The organism is Streptococcus sanguinis (assembly GCF_026781265.1).
Lineage (GTDB): Bacteria > Bacillota > Bacilli > Lactobacillales > Streptococcaceae > Streptococcus > Streptococcus sanguinis_T.
In genome coordinates this window covers 72,661-90,628 of record NZ_JAKUVC010000005.1, presented here as the reverse complement: position 1 = coordinate 90,628, position 17,968 = coordinate 72,661, and the positions used below count along the sequence as shown (strand labels likewise).

Annotated in this window: 15 protein-coding genes; all 15 read right to left on the bottom strand. The window is 43.2% G+C overall.

Annotated features, from left to right (window positions below; all coding sequences use genetic code 11):
- Positions 1 to 4 precede the first annotated feature (4 nt).
- Positions 5 to 370 carry a MerR family transcriptional regulator gene (locus MK370_RS07785; protein ID WP_125351030.1) on the bottom strand — a complete coding sequence of 122 codons (366 nt, stop codon included), beginning with the start codon at positions 368 to 370 and terminating at the stop codon, positions 5 to 7.
- An 80-nt stretch (positions 371 to 450) separates the two neighbouring features.
- A complete protein-coding gene (locus tag MK370_RS07780; protein WP_002903432.1) occupies positions 451 to 975 on the bottom strand; it encodes an FUSC family protein in 525 nt (174 codons plus the stop codon).
- 183 nt (positions 976 to 1,158) lie between these two features.
- On the bottom strand, positions 1,159 to 1,824 hold the full coding sequence (locus MK370_RS07775) for a COG3942 and LysM peptidoglycan-binding domain-containing protein (RefSeq protein WP_002898473.1): 666 nt from the start codon (positions 1,822 to 1,824) through the stop codon (positions 1,159 to 1,161).
- A 172-nt stretch (positions 1,825 to 1,996) separates the two neighbouring features.
- Entirely contained in the window at positions 1,997 to 6,562 is a 4,566-nt protein-coding gene (locus MK370_RS07770) for an antigen I/II family LPXTG-anchored adhesin (RefSeq protein ID WP_326845085.1), read from the bottom strand.
- 313 nt (positions 6,563 to 6,875) lie between these two features.
- A complete protein-coding gene (locus MK370_RS07765) occupies positions 6,876 to 8,072 on the bottom strand; it encodes a phosphoglycerate kinase (RefSeq protein WP_002911168.1) in 1,197 nt (398 codons plus the stop codon).
- Positions 8,073 to 8,327: 255 nt separating this feature from the next.
- On the bottom strand, positions 8,328 to 9,335 hold the full coding sequence (gap, locus tag MK370_RS07760; RefSeq protein WP_002893859.1) for a type I glyceraldehyde-3-phosphate dehydrogenase: 1,008 nt from the start codon (positions 9,333 to 9,335) through the stop codon (positions 8,328 to 8,330).
- A gap of 320 nt (positions 9,336 to 9,655) precedes the next feature.
- Positions 9,656 to 11,737: an elongation factor G gene (gene fusA, locus MK370_RS07755; RefSeq protein ID WP_268684823.1), complete on the bottom strand. Its 2,082-nt coding sequence runs from the start codon at positions 11,735 to 11,737 to the stop codon at positions 9,656 to 9,658.
- Positions 11,738 to 11,978: 241 nt separating this feature from the next.
- Positions 11,979 to 12,449, bottom strand: a complete 471-nt coding sequence (gene rpsG / locus MK370_RS07750) for a 30S ribosomal protein S7 (protein WP_002893865.1) — start codon at positions 12,447 to 12,449, stop codon at positions 11,979 to 11,981.
- 19 nt (positions 12,450 to 12,468) lie between these two features.
- On the bottom strand, positions 12,469 to 12,882 hold the full coding sequence (gene rpsL / locus MK370_RS07745) for a 30S ribosomal protein S12 (protein WP_002893867.1): 414 nt from the start codon (positions 12,880 to 12,882) through the stop codon (positions 12,469 to 12,471).
- Between the two features lie 215 nt (positions 12,883 to 13,097).
- Positions 13,098 to 13,562 carry a hypothetical protein gene (locus MK370_RS07740; protein WP_268684822.1) on the bottom strand — a complete coding sequence of 155 codons (465 nt, stop codon included), beginning with the start codon at positions 13,560 to 13,562 and terminating at the stop codon, positions 13,098 to 13,100.
- A gap of 21 nt (positions 13,563 to 13,583) precedes the next feature.
- Complete coding sequence (purR, locus tag MK370_RS07735; protein ID WP_223312124.1) at positions 13,584 to 14,399, bottom strand: pur operon repressor; 816 nt, start codon at positions 14,397 to 14,399, stop codon at positions 13,584 to 13,586.
- Positions 14,400 to 14,491: 92 nt separating this feature from the next.
- A complete protein-coding gene (locus MK370_RS07730) occupies positions 14,492 to 15,436 on the bottom strand; it encodes a 3'-5' exoribonuclease YhaM family protein (protein WP_268684821.1) in 945 nt (314 codons plus the stop codon).
- Positions 15,426 to 16,682, bottom strand: coding sequence for a DNA recombination protein RmuC (gene rmuC, locus MK370_RS07725; protein WP_268684820.1), 1,257 nt, complete (start codon positions 16,680 to 16,682; stop codon positions 15,426 to 15,428). The genes MK370_RS07730 and rmuC overlap by 11 nt, the downstream gene beginning before the upstream one ends.
- 1 nt (position 16,683) lies before the next feature.
- The gene (locus tag MK370_RS07720; RefSeq protein WP_268684819.1) at positions 16,684 to 17,316 is read right to left on the bottom strand and encodes a thiamine diphosphokinase; all 633 of its coding nucleotides are present in this window, start codon (positions 17,314 to 17,316) and stop codon (positions 16,684 to 16,686) included.
- The gene (rpe, locus tag MK370_RS07715) at positions 17,309 to 17,968 is read right to left on the bottom strand and encodes a ribulose-phosphate 3-epimerase (protein WP_268684818.1); all 660 of its coding nucleotides are present in this window, start codon (positions 17,966 to 17,968) and stop codon (positions 17,309 to 17,311) included. The genes MK370_RS07720 and rpe overlap by 8 nt, the downstream gene beginning before the upstream one ends.

The following is a 17,968-nucleotide window of genomic DNA, read 5'->3' as shown; positions in this document are numbered from 1 at the left end:
ATAGCTATGGTCGACGCATCTGACCAAAGGTTGGCAGAGAAGAAGCAAAACGGCCTTGCTGCAAGATGTCATGATGCAGGGCACGGCGGACATCTTTGTCACTAACGGTCTTGCGGGACTTGGCTTCACGCTCAGCATATTTCCTCTTAATCGCAGCGATATTATGGCCTTCCGAAATATAATCCTTAATTTCTAAAAGGCGGTCCATATCATTCAAAGAATACATCCGACGATTCCCCTCATTCCGAGCAGGGGTAATCAGATTCTGGTCTTCATAATAACGGATCTGACGGGCAGATAGGTCCGTCAGTTTCATAACACTGCCGATGGGAAAGACTGCCATGTTTCGGCGAAACTCTTTTTCCTTCATTCAAATTCCTCTCTACGCACTATTATAGGACGAAATAAATCTTATGTCAAGAAATAATGTCAGATTTTCTTACACGGATTTTATTTTTTCTTTTCAAAGATGGCTCGCAGCCGATCTATATCAGAATTTACCAGAATTGCAACAAAGACTCCCATAAAGGTTTCAAAGATTCTGGCAAAGACATACAGGATGGTATCTTCCGGCCGAATGGACAGGGTAATAATCAGCATGGCAGAAACTCCACCAATGACTCCAGCCTTGTTGTTCATGGCGACATTGGTCATGATTGTCAGCATGGTACAAACCGGCACCAAAAGGAGGGTGACCCAATACTGCTCCTTAAAGACACTATTGACAATGAAAAATAGCAGAGCGTAAAAACCACCGATGCTGTTTCCCAAGATTCGCGATGTTCCGAAGTGGACACTCTTATCAAAATCCTCACGAAGACTAAAGACTGCCGTCAAAGCACCGATTTGCAGGCCTTTCCAACCAAAAAGCCCAAAGAGCAATAGGATGATGAAGACAGCCAGACCGGTTTTAAAGGTACGCATGCCCAGACGAAATTTCGATTTATCAAACTTGTACTTATTGAAATAACTCATTAGTCTCCTTCCAGGAAATCCTCCCTCTCTTCATTTTAACATATTTCGCCTCAAAAAAACTCTTTCTGCTCAGGACTTTTCCCGCACAAAGAAAAAGCCCTATCAGCTAGCGCATCAAGAGCTCTCTCCTATTAAACAAAGCAGGCTGAGATAATCTTTATCCCAGCCTCGTTTTTATTATCTTTAGTTTGGATAAATGTAGGTAACACCACCCATAAATTCATTCGGGTTAAAGTAGCCACGATAGTTGTTAATTTGCTTTTGGCGATTGTAGTTCGCTTCTAGAACTTGAATTGAGCTGTCGCTTTGCACATCTGTCACATAAGCAACATGTCCATATTCACCGCCATCCCAAACTGCAATAGCCCCTGCTACTGGGACATTTCCTGTTGCATACCCCTGAGCACCAGCATTGATCGCCCAAGTATTAGCATTGCCCCACCAGTTACTTGCCCAAGGCGCCATTTCTTTCACACCCCAAGTACATTGGCCGATTGGGTAAGAATTGCCATAGTCAGTTGGTGTATTTAAGACAACATCCTCAGTATCAGATACCAAAGCAGCATCGCTTGTCGCTTCATAAGCTGGAGCACTGTATGGATTGTAAGTCTGTGCCAAAGCTGTACCATTTACTTGCAACACATCTCCTGGGTTAATCGTATCAAAAATTGATTTTCCATTATTGGCAGCAAGTTCGTAAGGATTCATCCCATTGGCGCTAGCAATGGCAAAAAAAGAGTCCCCTTGCTGGACAACGTAAGAATCTGCATTGACAGCTTGAGCGCCGATTGTCGCCAAAAAAGCTGTCGAAGTTAAACCAAGAGTTGCTTTAGCAAATGCTTTTTTCATAACTGTGTTTCTCCGTATAATTTGATGATAAAAAAATCATACCTTATTTACATGTCAGTTTTTTTAGAGTTATGTTTTTGTCATGTTACAAATGATTTAGACTTTTGCTACATGAGATTTTGCAGTATTTTTAAAGATAAAAAGGCTAGGGATTCCCTAGCCTCATCTATTATCAGTCTTCTTTACCTTTCAATTTTCCTAGACCTAAAGCACCAATAATGGCTGCTAAACCTAGATATGGCAGATAGACTGTATCTTTTGCTCCCGTTTCTGGAAGAAGAGAAACAGGAATCTTTTTAGCCACTGGAGTTGGATTGGCTCTTCTTGGATCGTTCACATCCGAAACAAGCAGATGCTGTGCCTTAGGAGTGACTGTTGTAACTGTATTTGAAGCATAGACTACATGGTTGACAGTATTAATGTAGGTGTTTTCAAAAGTACCCGTAGCAATCCGCTTCATCTGTAAATAGGTTTCAGCCTGAAAAGCTGAATCCAGAGAAATAGTCTCTAAGAATTCTTCCTTGAAACGAATAGAAATCAAGCCTTTCTCAAGATCAATATTCGCAGCTGTATACTCAGTCAAATCTGTGCCAGCCTTTATCACCTTACCATCTTTGAGTCTGATGTCTACTTTGGCAAAGTTTTTGTAAGCACCCGTGTACTCATCGCCTCGTTGATCATAATCATCCACAAAGCTATAGTCTGTCAAATCTTCAGAGTGGTTAGCAGGGATCAAGCCGCCGATGAGACGGTAGTTAAAGTGCTGTCCCAAAGTCAGTTCCTTGCCATCCAAGTTCTCTGCACTTGTTGGGTCAAGGCTCAGGGTAATATCTTTTTCAGGACTGATTTTAGGAACATTGTTCACAACTACGTCTGTCGCATAACCATTTCCAAAGTCAATTTGATAAGCTCGATTCTCGAATTTACCGCCTGTGCGGCCCATTCCTTCTTTGACAGCCATAGGGCTTGTAATGGTCAAAGATTTACCTGTTACGACATATTGGTCATAAAATGCTTGGGCATCGTCTGCTGCAAAGAGTTGGAAAGAACCTTTAACAGTGATATTGGCCTTTTGAAGGAGCTCCCGAACTGCTGCAGGGGCCTTTTCAAGACTCTCGTAGTGGGTCACTGTCACACCTGCTACAGCCTTGCCATCCGCATCTACTAGCTTGACTAATTCCGGACGAAGTTCAAGTGCTTCTTCCGGATAGTCATCCACATAGTAGAAACCTTTTTGAATCGTGCTCTTAGATGACTTGTTACCCTTATACTGATCCAAATCCCAAGTCAGCTCGTAGTAATTGGTCGAACCAGCCAAGACTTCCTTACCATCAATTACCAATCCTGCCTTGTTTTTATTGACCTTGGTTGGCTTGATGTAATTATTGCTTGGATTGTCTGAATCATCAGGCTTGCCTGGCGTGGTCACGCGTACTACGTTTGAGCGGACACCATAGGCATCATTGACTGTCAGGGTGAAATTATTAGTATAGGTTGCGCCATCGTTGAGCACTCGGCCGACTACTGTTGGAAAGAGCGTAGCAACTTCTTTGGTCGTATCTGCGTTATAAGTAGCTAAGGTTGCTGCATTTGCTTTAAATGTCACTGTGTGGCTAGCCTTATCATAGCTGACGTCAAAACCTGCACTAGCAGCTTTTGTTGCTTCTAAGTCAAATTCATAACCACTTGGCAGTGGATCAGCAATGACAAAAGAAGTCGTCTCACTGCGTCCGGCTGGAAGAGCTTCTGTCTTTAAGGCAAACTGAACGATGGACTGCTTAGCTACCAGAGTCTTATCAATATTGATGCCTTGGTCATTTTGAATTTCTTTATTAATCTGCGGTTGAGATTGCAAGAGATGATAATGATAATGCACAGTCGGAACTACGGGCGCTGCTGGCTCTTTTTGATAAACAGGCTCTGCTGGTGAGGTTGGCAGCGGGCTATAAGTTGGTTCTACCGGCTTATTAGGCTCCGGTGTATCTGGTGTAGGAGTTGGCGCTTCCGGCTCCTTCTCATAAGTCGGTGCTGCCGGAGGTGTGGGCTCCTTTTCATAGGTCGGTTCTACCACTGCTGGCCGGACAGCTTTTTCTACTTCACAGCTTGGCTCAGATGGCTTACTAGGCTCTGGTGTTTCCGGTGTACGAGTCGGTGGCGTCGGATCTTTTTCATAAGTCGGTGCTGCCGGAGGGGTTGGAAGAGCCTTCGGTGTTGGTGCAGTGGGAGCTGGATCCAAAGGCTTAAGCGCTTCTTCACTTGGCACTGCAGGAGCTGTAGGAGCTACGGGCGCTTCCGGTTCTTCTACTGTGATGATTGGCAGATCATTCGCTCGAACATCACCATTAATCGCAAACCAAATATTTGGTTTCTTAGGAGCTAGTTTGTCAGCCCTACGTGGATCAGTAGCCTCTGGCTGGCCTAACACTTCAGAAGAGGAAATCGTTCCAATCGTCATGCTGTTGGTTGTACCAGAAATTTCCACCGCTCCTGCCCCATACCATGAGTTAGGAGCATCTGTGGTGTCCCAGCCTGAGTCCGGCTGAGCATTCTTATACATGGTAAAGCGAGATCCGCCAACTCCTTTTTTGAAGTTTTCAGACTCGGTCGCATAGATTTGACCGTTTTTTTCATCAATAGATGAACCCGAAATCTTGTTGAAAGTTCCGGTATAATCTTTGGCCATTTCGATAGAGTTAGCTTCACGGTTGAGGGAAGCCACGGACATCAAGGCCTGATCAAAATTAATAGGTTGGCCTTTATCATCATAAAAGACAAATTCCGTCTTCACAAAGAGAGAGGTTGCATCTTCAAAATTTCCTGTATAAGCGGAAGCAAAAACTCCCATGGTCGGGTCTTTAAAAATACCTAACCAAGCCTTATCATTGCGGAATTGAGAGCTTGGATCAAGAGTATAAGTATAAACAATTTTAGAAACTTTTTTCCCTCGATAATAAGTTCCCTGAAGATTTGTATAGGTTGCTGTTGCAGACTGACCGCGACTCAGCAAAACAGAAGACCATTCAGTCGGTCCTTTACCGCTTGTTACGTTAGAACTATAGTCTGCATACTTACCAACCGTACCAAAGCTTTCCTGCTGATTGGTCTGATAGTTAGCATTTTGAATATCTGTTACTTTGAAGTTGTCCAACTGGAAGAGTTTCTTAGAAAACTCTGCAGTATTCTTCACAGCGGCTTCCATGCCAGCATAGCTGACAAACTCACCAGTTGTAGTCAGTGACAGATCAGCATTAGGTTCTGATTTGAAAACCAGGCTTTGCGCAATTGGACGGCTCAAATGCCCGTCTTCAGTCTTCTTTGCTTCTGCAAGAGCCAGTCCAGCCTTAATCTTGGCCTGTTCAGCATCATATTTAGCCTTATCTTGCTGATACTTGGCTAATTTTGTGTTATAGGCAGCCAAATCAGCATTATACTGGGCCAACTGAGCTTGATAGTTTGCTTGGGCTTGAGCATTACGCTTCTTGATTTCTTCATTTTCAGCTGCTATAGTGGCATTCTTAGCTTGATTCTCTGCTAGCTTTTGCTCATATTCTTTTTGAGCTGCTGCATTTTCAGCTTCAATTTGAGTCTTTCTAGCTTCATAAGCTGCTAAATCTGCTTCATATTGAGCTTTTTTATCTTGATTTTCTTTTTGGATACGAGCCAATTCTGCCTGATAATTCGCCTGAGCCGCTTGATATGCCGCTTCATTATCAGTATTGGTCTTTCGGACAGTAGCTAAATCTGTTTGATATTGGGCAAGTGCTGCCTCGTAGGCCGCTTTTGCAGCCGCATTCCGCTGTTTAATAGCTTCATTATCAGCAGCAATCTTAGCATTGGCAGCTTCAGTGTCAGCCAAAGCTTTTTCATACCGAGCCTTAGCTGCCGCATTCGCTTTTTGAACACGGTCCAGCTCACTAGCATAAGCCGCCAGAGCCGTATCATAATTAGCCTTTGTTTCCGCATTTAGTTTTTGAACACGAGCTAATTCTGCATCATAGGCCGCTTTAGCTGCTTGATAGGCTGCCGCATTATCCGCATTCGTCTTTTGAACCGCTGCTAAATCTGTTTTGTACTTGCTCAGTGCTGCTTCATAATCTGCTTTCAGCTGAGCATTTTCTGCTGTAATCCGAGCCACTTCTGCTTGATGAGCAGCCAAATCTTTAGCGTATTGGTCTGCAGCCGCTTTGTTTTCTGCTGTAATCCGAACTACTTCCGCCTCGTAGGCTGATACTTTTTCTTTGTACTCCTTGACCTTGGCATCAATGTCGGTTACTTGCGCTTGATAATCTGCTGCAATCTCCGCTTTTTTGTCTGCAGTTTCTTGAGCAGTCTGAGCTACTCCTTTGTCAACAGCTGGGTCTTTGACCACTGTCAGTCCAGCTTCTTGAGCCTTTTTGACGCTTTCATCTAAACCAGCTGTTGGAACAGTCACTGTCACATCGCCATCTGCCTGACCTGCTCTCGCCTGACTCTCTTTAGATGCCTGACTGGCTGGCCCTTGAGCTTGAGGCAGATTAGTCGCTGCATTTCCAGTGCCCACCATTTCAGTATTAACAGGACTATTGGTATCAGATACCACTTCATCTGCTCTTACTTGCATCGTTGACGTTAAAAAAGCCGCACCTAGAACAGCACCGCATAAAGTTTTAACAGCCTTGTTTTTCCGACAACCAAAAACTTCTTTTTTCTTCATTTTTCTCCTCCCTCTGCTAACTTTTACAGTATGCAGTTTTCTCATGCCCTCAGAAAATCAAAAAGTAATGGAAGCCACCAATCAGAAGTTTCTTTCTCATTTTGACCCTCTTTAAGCATCAGAATAAATATATATATCTTAATCCTAACAAGTTTTTCTCAGTTTTGCAAGCATTTTATGCTCGTTTTATTTACCTTTATGCAGATTTAGACATCCAAGGAAAAACGTATTTTTATTGTAGGATTTTTCCCTACAGCAGGACAATGAGAATACAAGAAAAAGACCAGCTTTCACTAGTCTTTCCTTATTACAGTTTTGTACTTGTTATCTACAAAATCAAAGTTTCTAAGCTTGCTGCTTATTTCTCAGTCAGTGCTGCAAGTCCTGGTAATACTTTACCTTCAAGGAGTTCCATTGATGCTCCACCACCAGTAGAAATCCATGAGAACTTGTCTGCACGGCCAAGGTTGATGGCTGCAGCAGCTGAGTCACCACCACCGATGATTGATTTTACGCCAGGTTGTTTCACGATAGCGTCCATGACACCGATTGTACCAGCTTGGAAGTCTGGGTTTTCAAATACACCCATAGGGCCATTCCAGACAACAGTTTTTGCACCAGTCAACGCTTCATCAAATTTAGCAATAGATTTAGGACCGATATCAAGGCCAAGGAAGCCTGGATCCACTGCTTCACCTTCAGTGTCTTTCACTTCAGTGTAGTCAGCAAATGCGTTTGCTTCTTTAGAGTCAACTGGCAAGATCAATTTGCCGTTTGCTTTTTCAAGAAGAGCTTTCGCAACATCCAATTTATCTTCTTCTACAAGTGAGTTACCGATTTCGATACCTTGCGCTTTGTAGAATGTGTAAGTCATACCACCACCGATAAGTACTTTATCAGCTTTTTCAAGCAAGTTTTCGATAACACCGATCTTGTCAGATACTTTTGAACCACCAAGAATGGCTACGAATGGACGTTCTGGAGTTTCAACAGCTTCTTGGATGTAGGCAATTTCGTTTTCAAGAAGGAAGCCAGCAACTGCTTTTTCAACGTTGCCTGAGATACCTACGTTAGATGCATGCGCGCGGTGAGCTGTACCGAATGCATCATTTACAAAGATACCATCTCCAAGAGATGCCCAGTATTTACCAAGTTCTGGATCGTTTTTAGATTCTTTCTTGCCGTCCACATCTTCAAAACGAGTGTTTTCAACCAAAAGAACTTGTCCATCTTCAAGAGCATTGATAGCTGCTTCCAATTCAGCACCACGAGTGACACCTGGGAAAACAACGTCTTGACCCAATTTAGCAGCCAAGTCTGCAGCTACTGGTGCAAGTGATTTGCCTTCTTTGTCTGCTTCTTCTTTGACACGTCCAAGGTGAGAGAAGAGAATTGCACGACCGCCTTGCTCAATGATGTATTTAATAGTTGGAAGAGCAGCAGTGATACGGTTGTCATTTGTAATCACTCCGTCTTTCAATGGTACGTTAAAGTCTACACGAACGAGGACTTTTTTACCTTTCAAGTCAACGTCTTTAACAGTAAGTTTTGCCATGTTACAAAAACTCCTTTTCATATTTTATACGCAACTATTATATCATATTTTCCAAAAGTTTTCTTGATATAAGGAAAATTTTCACAAAAAAGCAATGTACTTACTTTTTCCACACTTTAGTATTAGAGTATAAAAAGAATCACACTATACTTAGTAAAACCTAGCCCGGGTACAATTACTACACTTTATCTCTTTGTTATCACCAAATAATTAACAAAAAGAGACTCAAATGAGCCTCTTTCTTCTACTATTGAATTATTTAGCGATTTTCGCGAAGTATTCAAGAGTACGTACAAGTTGTGCAGTGTATGACATTTCGTTGTCGTACCATGATACAACTTTAACCAATTGTTTGCCGTCAACATCAAGAACTTTAGTTTGAGTTGCGTCGAACAATGAACCGTAAGACATACCTACGATATCTGAAGATACGATTGGATCTTCTGTGTAACCGTATGATTCGTTAGCTGCTGCTTTCATAGCCGCGTTTACTTCATCAACTGTTACGTTCTTTTCAAGAACAGCAACCAATTCAGTAACTGATCCAGTTGGAGTTGGAACGCGTTGTGCAGATCCGTCCAATTTACCGTTCAATTCTGGGATAACCAAGCCGATAGCTTTAGCAGCACCAGTTGAGTTAGGAACGATGTTTGCAGCACCAGCGCGAGCACGACGAAGGTCACCACCACGGTGTGGTCCGTCAAGGATCATTTGGTCACCAGTGTAAGCATGGATAGTAGTCATCAATCCTTCAACAACACCGAAGTTGTCTTGAAGCGCTTTAGCCATTGGAGCCAAGCAGTTTGTAGTACATGAAGCACCTGAGATAACTGTTTCAGTACCATCAAGAACATCGTGGTTAGTGTTAAATACAACTGTCTTAACGTCATTTCCACCAGGAGCAGTGATAACAACTTTCTTAGCACCACCTTTAAGGTGTTTTTCAGCAGCATCTTTCTTAGCAAAGAAACCAGTTGCTTCAAGAACGATTTCTACACCGTCAGTAGCCCAGTCAATTTGTTCTGGGTCACGTTCAGCAGAAACTTTAACGAATTTACCGTTAACTTCAAATCCACCTTCTTTAACTTCAACAGTACCATCGAAACGACCTTGAGTTGTGTCGTATTTCAACAAGTGTGCAAGCATTACTGGATCTGTAAGGTCGTTGATGCGAGTAACTTCAACACCTTCTACGTTTTGGATACGACGGAAAGCAAGACGACCGATACGACCGAAACCGTTAATACCAACTTTAACTACCATTCGTGATTTCCTCCTTATGAAAATCAAAAAATTTTATGTGAAAAGAGTAACTTGCGTTGCTACAAATCACCTTTCAACATCTCTATTATATACTTAATTGAGGTAAAATGCAACTGATTTCATTGTTATTAACAAGTATTATGAATTCTTTCACTAACTTTCATTTCGACTTTCATTGATTTGAAAAAGCAAAGCAGTATCTTTTGAAAATGTAGAAATATAACTTACAAAATCAATCATTTTCCCTTTTTATTGAGGGGTAAATTCTCCAAAATAGAAAAAGCACCCGCAAACGCGAGTGCCAAGGTTTAGCTCAAAGCTTAAGCTTCACCTTTATTTTTCTTAATGATTTCTTCTTGTACTGACTTAGGTACATCTTCGTAGTGGTCAAATACCATCATGAAGGTACCGCGTCCTTGTGATGCTGAACGAAGAACTGTTGCATAACCGAACATTTCAGCAAGTGGAACATAAGCACGAACGATTTGGCTGTTACCATGCGCTTCCATACCATCAACACGTCCACGACGAGCTGTTACATGACCCATAACGTCACCAAGATTTTCTTCAGGAACAGTGATTGTTACCAACATCATTGGCTCAAGGATAGCTGGTTGTGCAGTCTTAGCAGCTTCTTTTAACGCAAGTGATGCCGCAACCTTGAAGGCTGTTTCAGATGAGTCGACATCGTGGTATGAACCATCGTAAAGTTTAGCTTTCACGTCAACGATTGGGTAACCAGCAAGGACACCGTTCGCCATTGACTCAACCAAACCTTTTTCTACCGCTGGGATGAATTCACGTGGAACCACACCACCGACGATAGCATTTTCAAACTCGAAGCCTTTTCCTTCTTCATTTGGTGTGAACTCGATCCAAACGTCACCGAATTGACCTTTACCACCAGATTGGCGTTTGAAGAATCCACGAGCTTGAGTAGAAGCGCGGAAAGTTTCACGGTAAGATACTTGAGGTGCACCTACGTTAGCTTCAACCTTGAACTCACGACGCATACGGTCAACAAGGACATCCAAGTGAAGCTCACCCATACCAGAAATAACTGTTTCACCAGTTTCAACGTTTGTTTCAACGCGGAATGTTGGATCTTCTTCAGCCAATTTTTGCAGAGCAATACCCATCTTGTCTTGGTCAGCCTTAGACTTAGGCTCAACCATCAGCTGGATAACTGGTTCTGGAACATTGATAGACTCAAGGATGATTTTAGCTTTTTCATCTGTCAATGAGTCACCAGTAGTTGTATCTTTCAAACCTACGGCAGCAGCGATATCACCAGCGTATACTGTTTCGATTTCGTTACGGCTGTTGGCGTGCATTTGCAGGATACGTCCGATACGTTCACGTTTACCTTTAGAAGTATTCAATACGTATGAACCGCTGTTCAAGACACCTGAGTAAACACGGAAGAAAGTCAAACGACCTACGAATGGGTCAGTCATGATCTTGAAGGCAAGAGCTGCAAATGGCTCTTCATCAGATGCAGGACGAGTTTCTTCTTCTTCTGTATCTGGGTTGATACCTTTGATTGCCGGGATGTCAAGTGGGCTTGGCAAATAGTCAATAACTGCATCAAGCATCAATTGAACACCCTTGTTCTTGAAGGCAGAACCACACAATACTGGGAAGAATTCAACGTTGATAGTCGCACGGCGGATACCAGCTTTCAATTCTTCGTTAGTGATCTCTTCACCTTCAAGGTATTTCATCATCAATTCTTCATCAGTTTCAGCAACTGCTTCCACCAATTTTTCACGGTATTCTTGAGCTTGCTCAAGGTATTCAGCTGGGATATCTTCTTCCAAAATATCTGTACCAAGGTCGTTAGTATAGATTTCAGCCTTCATCTTGATCAAGTCGATAATTCCGCGGAAGTCATCTTCTGAACCAATTGGCAATTGGATTGGATGAGCGTTTGCTTGAAGACGATCATGCAAAGTGCTTACTGAGTAAAGGAAGTCAGCACCAATCTTGTCCATCTTGTTAGCAAATACGATACGAGGAACTCCGTATTCAGTTGCTTGACGCCAAACTGTTTCAGTTTGAGGCTCAACACCTGATTGTGAGTCAAGAACGGTTACCGCACCGTCCAAGACACGAAGAGAACGTTGTACTTCGATTGTGAAGTCCACGTGTCCCGGTGTGTCGATGATGTTTACGCGGTGGTTGTCCCATTGAGCAGTTGTCGCAGCAGATGTGATAGTGACACCACGCTCTTGCTCTTGCTCCATCCAGTCCATTTGTGACGCACCTTCGTGAGTTTCACCGATTTTGTGGATTTTACCAGTGTAGTAAAGAATACGCTCAGTTGTTGTTGTTTTACCAGCATCGACGTGGGCCATGATACCGATATTACGAGTTTTTTCAAGTGAAAATTCGCGAGCCATTTGGTTATTTCTCCTATTAATTTATTTTACAGTTTATTATAACATTATTTAGCAAAAACGGATAGGCAGGACCTACCCGTTCTCAATGTTTATCTTGTTTTTGTTGGTCTCAACTTGTAGATAAGTTGAATTGAACTCGGGCTAAAAGCTCGGAAAATAGATAAGCTTTTCTAGAATCTTTGATTCTGCGTCAAGCTTCCTAATTTTCAGTCGCTTTTTTTACGCCCTTAGTATCTTATTCTTACCAACGGAAGTGTGCGAAGGCACGGTTGGCTTCAGCCATACGATGAGTGTCTTCACGTTTCTTAACAGCTGCACCGGTGTTGTTAGATGCATCCAAGATTTCTTTTGCAAGGCGGTCAACCATTGTGTGCTCACCACGTTGACGAGCAATAGTTACCAACCAGCGAAGTCCAAGTGTTGTACGGCGTTCTGGACGAACTTCAACCGGAACTTGGTAGTTTGAACCACCGACACGGCGAGCACGAACTTCAAGTACAGGCATGATGTTTTCCATAGCTGTTTCAAATACTTCCAGCGCATCGTTTCCAGTTGCTTCTTTGATTTGATCAAAAGCTCCGTAAACGATAGAAGCCGCTGTACCACGCTTACCATCAAGCATAACGCGGTTGATAAGACGAGTAACTAATTTTGAATTGTAAAGCGGATCTGGCAATACTTCGCGCTTAGGCGCTTGGTTTTTACGACTCATTTATCTTTCTCCCCTTTCCTTATGCTTTTGGTTTTTTAGTACCGTATTTAGAACGGCCTTGTTTACGATCAGTAACACCTGCTGTATCAAGTGCACCGCGGACGATATGGTAACGTACCCCTGGAAGGTCTTTTACACGTCCACCACGAAGAAGCACAACACTGTGCTCTTGAAGGTTGTGTCCGATACCTGGGATGTAAGCTGTAACTTCAATCAGGTTGCTCAGACGTACACGGGCAAACTTACGAAGGGCAGAGTTCGGTTTCTTAGGTGTCATAGTTCCGACACGAGTTGCAACTCCACGTTTTTGTGGTGAAGATACGTTTGTTTGAACTTTTTTATGGCTGTTGTATCCAACGTTCAAAGCTGGTGATTTAGATTTTTCTACTTTTGATTTGCGCGGTTTGCGAACCAATTGGTTAATTGTAGGCATCTACATTCTCCTGTATTTTTTTAATTTTGGTGATGATACACTTGGTGACAGCTACCATCTGCGTGTACTTTTGCAACATTTGTCAGCACGTCTCTGTACACTTTTGAGAGACCAAAAGTAAAAAGTACCGTCTATCATTATAGCACGACGATACTTTTCTGTCAATACATTTTTTCTATTTTAAGCTTATCTCTCCTTATTAGATTTCTGCTAACTTATTGCTGCGGCTGAACCACTGCTTCTTCTGATACAGCAGCTGGATTTTCAGAAACAGCGGCCTGAGCTGCTTCTGGATCAATCAAGACTGCTATCGCCTGAATACGGCTTTGGAATCTAGCTTTCGTCGCTGCATCCTTGACCTTCTCTGCTGCAGTCTTAGCTAGCTGCAAATCTTCCAAAGTTTGCATGGTTTCAAGCTGTTTAACCGCTTCTTCTGCGGCCTGAACTGCTTGCTCCTCTTCCTGAATTTCTTTTTCCTGTGCTTCTTTTTGAGCAGATGACAGTTGTAAGGAAGAGCTGCTTGATGCGATGCTGGCAGCCGAACTAACTGAATTCCTATTGGTATTAGACTGCCCCTGCACAAAAACCATGCCAGTAATCAGAATCCCAAATAAAATCGACAATACTCCTAAACGAATCCACAGCGGACTGTGGTCAAACTTTTCTAAAACTGTTTTCATCTATAATCTCCGCCCTTTTCCCTAATCAAAAATATTTCCAATTTCCACATCAATGGTATTCGCCTTGACATCAATATTGGTTACTTTCAAGAGCGATTTATAGTCCAGATAATCGCGATTGGCCTGCGCGTTGTCTGCAAATACAGCTACACCTGCCAACTCAGAGTCAAACTCAGATAAGAGGCTAATCATCCCTGTAATGGTTCCCCCGCCTTTGAGGAAGTCATCCACAATCAAGACGCGACTACCAGCCTTGAGACTGCGCTTGGACAAGAACATCTTTTCAATACGATCTCCGCTGGAGCCCGATACATAGTTGACACTAACCGTTGATCCTTCTGTAATCTTTAAATCCCGACGAACGATGACAAAAGGTACATTAAGTACGTTTGCTACGGCATTGGCCAAAGGTACCCCCTTAGTTGCAACCGTCATGACAGCATCAATCTGTTGACCTTTAAAGCTTTTGGCAATGATACGTCCGATATTATTCAAAATGGATGGAGTACTGAGCAGATCAGATAGGTAAATGTAGCCCCCCGGAAGAATCCGATTGCTTTCAGACAGCTGATCACAAAGACCTTGTACAATGGTCTTAGCTTCTGCATCGGAGATAGACGGACTGAAAATGACTCCTCCACCGGCACCAGTAATCGTTTCAATGGTCCCAATTTCAATCTCTTCAAAGGCTCGCTTAATAATGACAATATCTTCTGAAATAGAAGATTTGGCAGATTCATATTTTTCTGCAAATGTATTTAAGCTCGTTAATTCATAAGGATGGTTAATCAAATAATTAGAAATAACCACCATACGCTCACTTCTTCTTAATTTCATTTTTTCACCAATTAAAGTTATTTTATTCATTATACCACAACAGAAACAAAAAAACGAACATTCTTTTCCAAGTAATGTCCATTTTTCGTATTTTACTGTTCAAGTTTTGGTTTGTAGAAGGAACGGCCTTCAAGAGCGAATATTTTATTGCTCATTTCACCTGGATCAACAAGTCCCAAGGCAGTAGTCATCATCATCATCTCCGCATCCAGATTATCAATCATGTGCAGGATCTCTGCCTCCATAATCTTAGGCCGGACAGGACTGCCGTATTCTAAGAGACCGTGGTGGCTGAGAAGAACATGGCGTAGGACGATTACTTCTTCTTTGCTGTCATCAATTTTCAGCTCCATCAAGGTCTTGGTCAATTCTTCATCAATCAAAGCGATGTGGCCAATCAGATTGCCTCGCACGGTATACTCGGTATTTTCCGGACCGCTGAGCTCAATAACCTTGGCCAAGTCATGAAGCATGATCCCAGCAAAGAGCAAGCTTTTATTAAGCTGAGGATAAATGTCTCCGATAGCATCTGCCAGCTTGACCATAGTAGCGGTATGAAAGGCTAGGCCAGACTCAAAAGCATGGTGATTGGTCTTGGCAGCTGGATAAGAATAAAACTCCTTGTCGTACTTGCTATAAAGCGAGCGGACCACGCGCTGCCAGACTGAATTCTCAATCTTGAAAATCATCTGAGATAAATAGTCTCGGATTTCTTTCTGGTCTACTGGCGGTTTTTCCTTGAAATCCGCTGGATCATTGGGCTCTCCATCCTTAGGAAGACGCAGGGTCAGTTGATTTACCTGAGGCGTGTTATTGTAGACTTCCCGTCGACCTTGCATGTGCACAACCTTGCCAGCAGTGAATTCTTCAACATTATGTGGCTGAGCATCCCAGAGTTTGCCTTCAATTACCCCTGTATCGTCTTGGAACGTAAAGGCCAGATAATTTTTCCCAGCCCTTGTCTGACGGACTTCTGCTGACTTGACCAGATAGAAACCTTCAAACAGTTCATCTTTTTTCATTTGATTAATCTTCATTGTTTTCCCTTTCTTCTGAAAAATCAGGTAAGTTCAAATCGAGGTCTTGGTCAGACAGCTCAATATGGCGTAAGGTTCTTTCAATTGCTCCTGTCCGTCGGGTCAAGAGTTCATCAATATTGCCCGAAGCATGCTGCAAATGCTTTTGTGCCTTGGTCAGAATGCCACCGAACTTGTTAAACTCGGATTTGACAGAACCCAGAACCTTGCTGATGTCGTCCGCACTTTTTTGGATATTGAGCGTTTTAAAGCCGACAGACAGTGAATTAAGCAAGGCAGAAAGGGTCGACGGACCCGCCACCACAATCTGCTCCTCCCGTCGCAAACTGTCAAAAAAGGCTGGATTGCGGACAACTTCCGAATAGAGGCCTTCCGTTGGCAGAAACATAATTCCAAAATTGGTCGTAGCTGGCGGTGCCAGATATTTACTCTTAATATCCTTGGCAAAGCGCTTGACACTTGCTAAGAGAGACTTGCGATAGAGCTCAATCTCTTCCTTGCTGCCAGACTCATAAGCATCTTCCAAACGGTAGTAATCAGCCAGAGGGAACTTAGAATCAATGGGCAGATAGACATATTCATGCTCCGTCTGTCCCGGTAGTTTAATAGCATATTCGACACGCTCACTGGAGCCGGTCACTGTCACAAACTCTCGCTCATATTGACTAGCCGTCATGATGTCCTCGATAATCTGGCCTAGCTGCAACTCCCCTAGAATCCCTCGGGTCTTGGTGTTGGAAAGAACTTTGTTCAGCGTACCTACATCTCGGGCAACACTCTGCATTTCTCCCAGACCGCGATTGACAGACTCCAACTGCTTAGAGACCGTTTCAAAAGAAGTCTGAAGACGAGTCTGAAGTGTCTTTTCCAACTTTTCTTCAACGGTCTGCCTCATCTGCTCTAGACGGGTTTCGTTGGACTCTTGAATCTGCCGCATACGCTCGTCAGTTTTATCCCGATTCTTGGTCAGGTTGTCACTGATTTCCAAGCGCAGCTCTGTCAAGTTGCGGTGCAAATCTGTCCTGACCTCGCTCAAACGATCTCCCAGAGCTAATTCCAGCTCTTTCTGAGCCGTTTGCTTTTTCTGGCTTTCTTGCTCCAAGCGATAGTCCAGCTGATCCGATAGATGATCTGCCTGATTTTCCAAGACTTGCTTTAGCGTCTCGGTCTGCTGACTGAGCTTTTGCCATAGAAGAAAGGTCAGCACTAGATTTCCCAAAAGAATGAGGATGATTATAAACTCCATATCAGCTCCTGTCTTTGCTGTAAATGACGACTGTATAGCCGCTATCAAAGTCCAAATAAATGGGCCTATCTATAAATTCGTTAGAAGCATACACTTTTTTGAAAAAAAAGTTATCTTTATTGAGCGGATATTTGGCGCCCTCAATCGTTAAGGCGGCATCATCCGATGGCAGAAAGGCTAGATAACGCATACCAGTTACTGGCTTGATTTCATGGCGCCCCTTGGGAACATAGGTCAGCAGATTCTGTTCGTCTTCCAGAAAAATCTTCTCCATATAAGGTGCAATTTTTTCATTACTGGGCATGAAGACATTAGCTAAGGCATGATCCAGACGGCCACCAAAGGCTCCGAAAATGGTCAAACAAGCATCTGGATACCGTTCAAAACAAGCTAGAACAGCTAACTCCAAGTCCGTATCATCCTTTTCAGGATGGGCCTGAATGACTTCCTTAGCTCTATCTTTTATGCGCAGCAACTCTTTCTCGGTCACAGAGTCAAAATCTCCGACAGCCAAGTCAGGACAAACTCCCTGCTCAAGCAGAAAGAGGCTCCCACGGTCTACTCCGACTAACACATCAAAGTCTAAGCTAAAATGCTCCAAATCCCCCCCAGCAAACAGCGCAACCTTAGCCATGCAGGGCATCCCGTAAGGTCTGAACTTGATGATTGACATCACCCTTAAAGACATAGCTGCCAGCTACGAAGACATTGGCACCAGCTTCTTTAGCAATCCCAATGGTCTTATTGTCAATACCGCCATCCACTTCAATATCAAAATTCAGCTGATTGACTTCGCGCAGAATGACCAGTTCACGAATCTTATCCATGGTTTCTGGCAGAAAGGCCTGGCCGCCAAAGCCAGGATTGACTGTCATCACAAGGACTTGGTCAACCAGATTTAAAACATTTTTGACTGCTTCGACTGGTGTTCCCGGATTAATCACAACACTAGGCTTGACTCCTGCTGCCCGAATCTTCTGCAGCGCTCCGTGGATATGAGGTGTCGCTTCGGCATGGATGCTGATAATATCTGCACCGGCACGAGCGAATTCTTCGATATGGTGCTCAGGATTGGAAACCATCAGATGACAGTCAAAGACTAGCTTGCTGTGAGGACGCATACTGGCAACAACCCCGGCTCCAAAGCTGATGTTAGGCACAAAATGACCATCCATAATATCAATATGAGCATACTCAGCACCTGTCGCTTCTAACTTCTTCAATTCTGCTTCAAAATTAGCATAGTCCGCACTTAGAATTGAAGGGGCAATTTTGAATGATGTCAT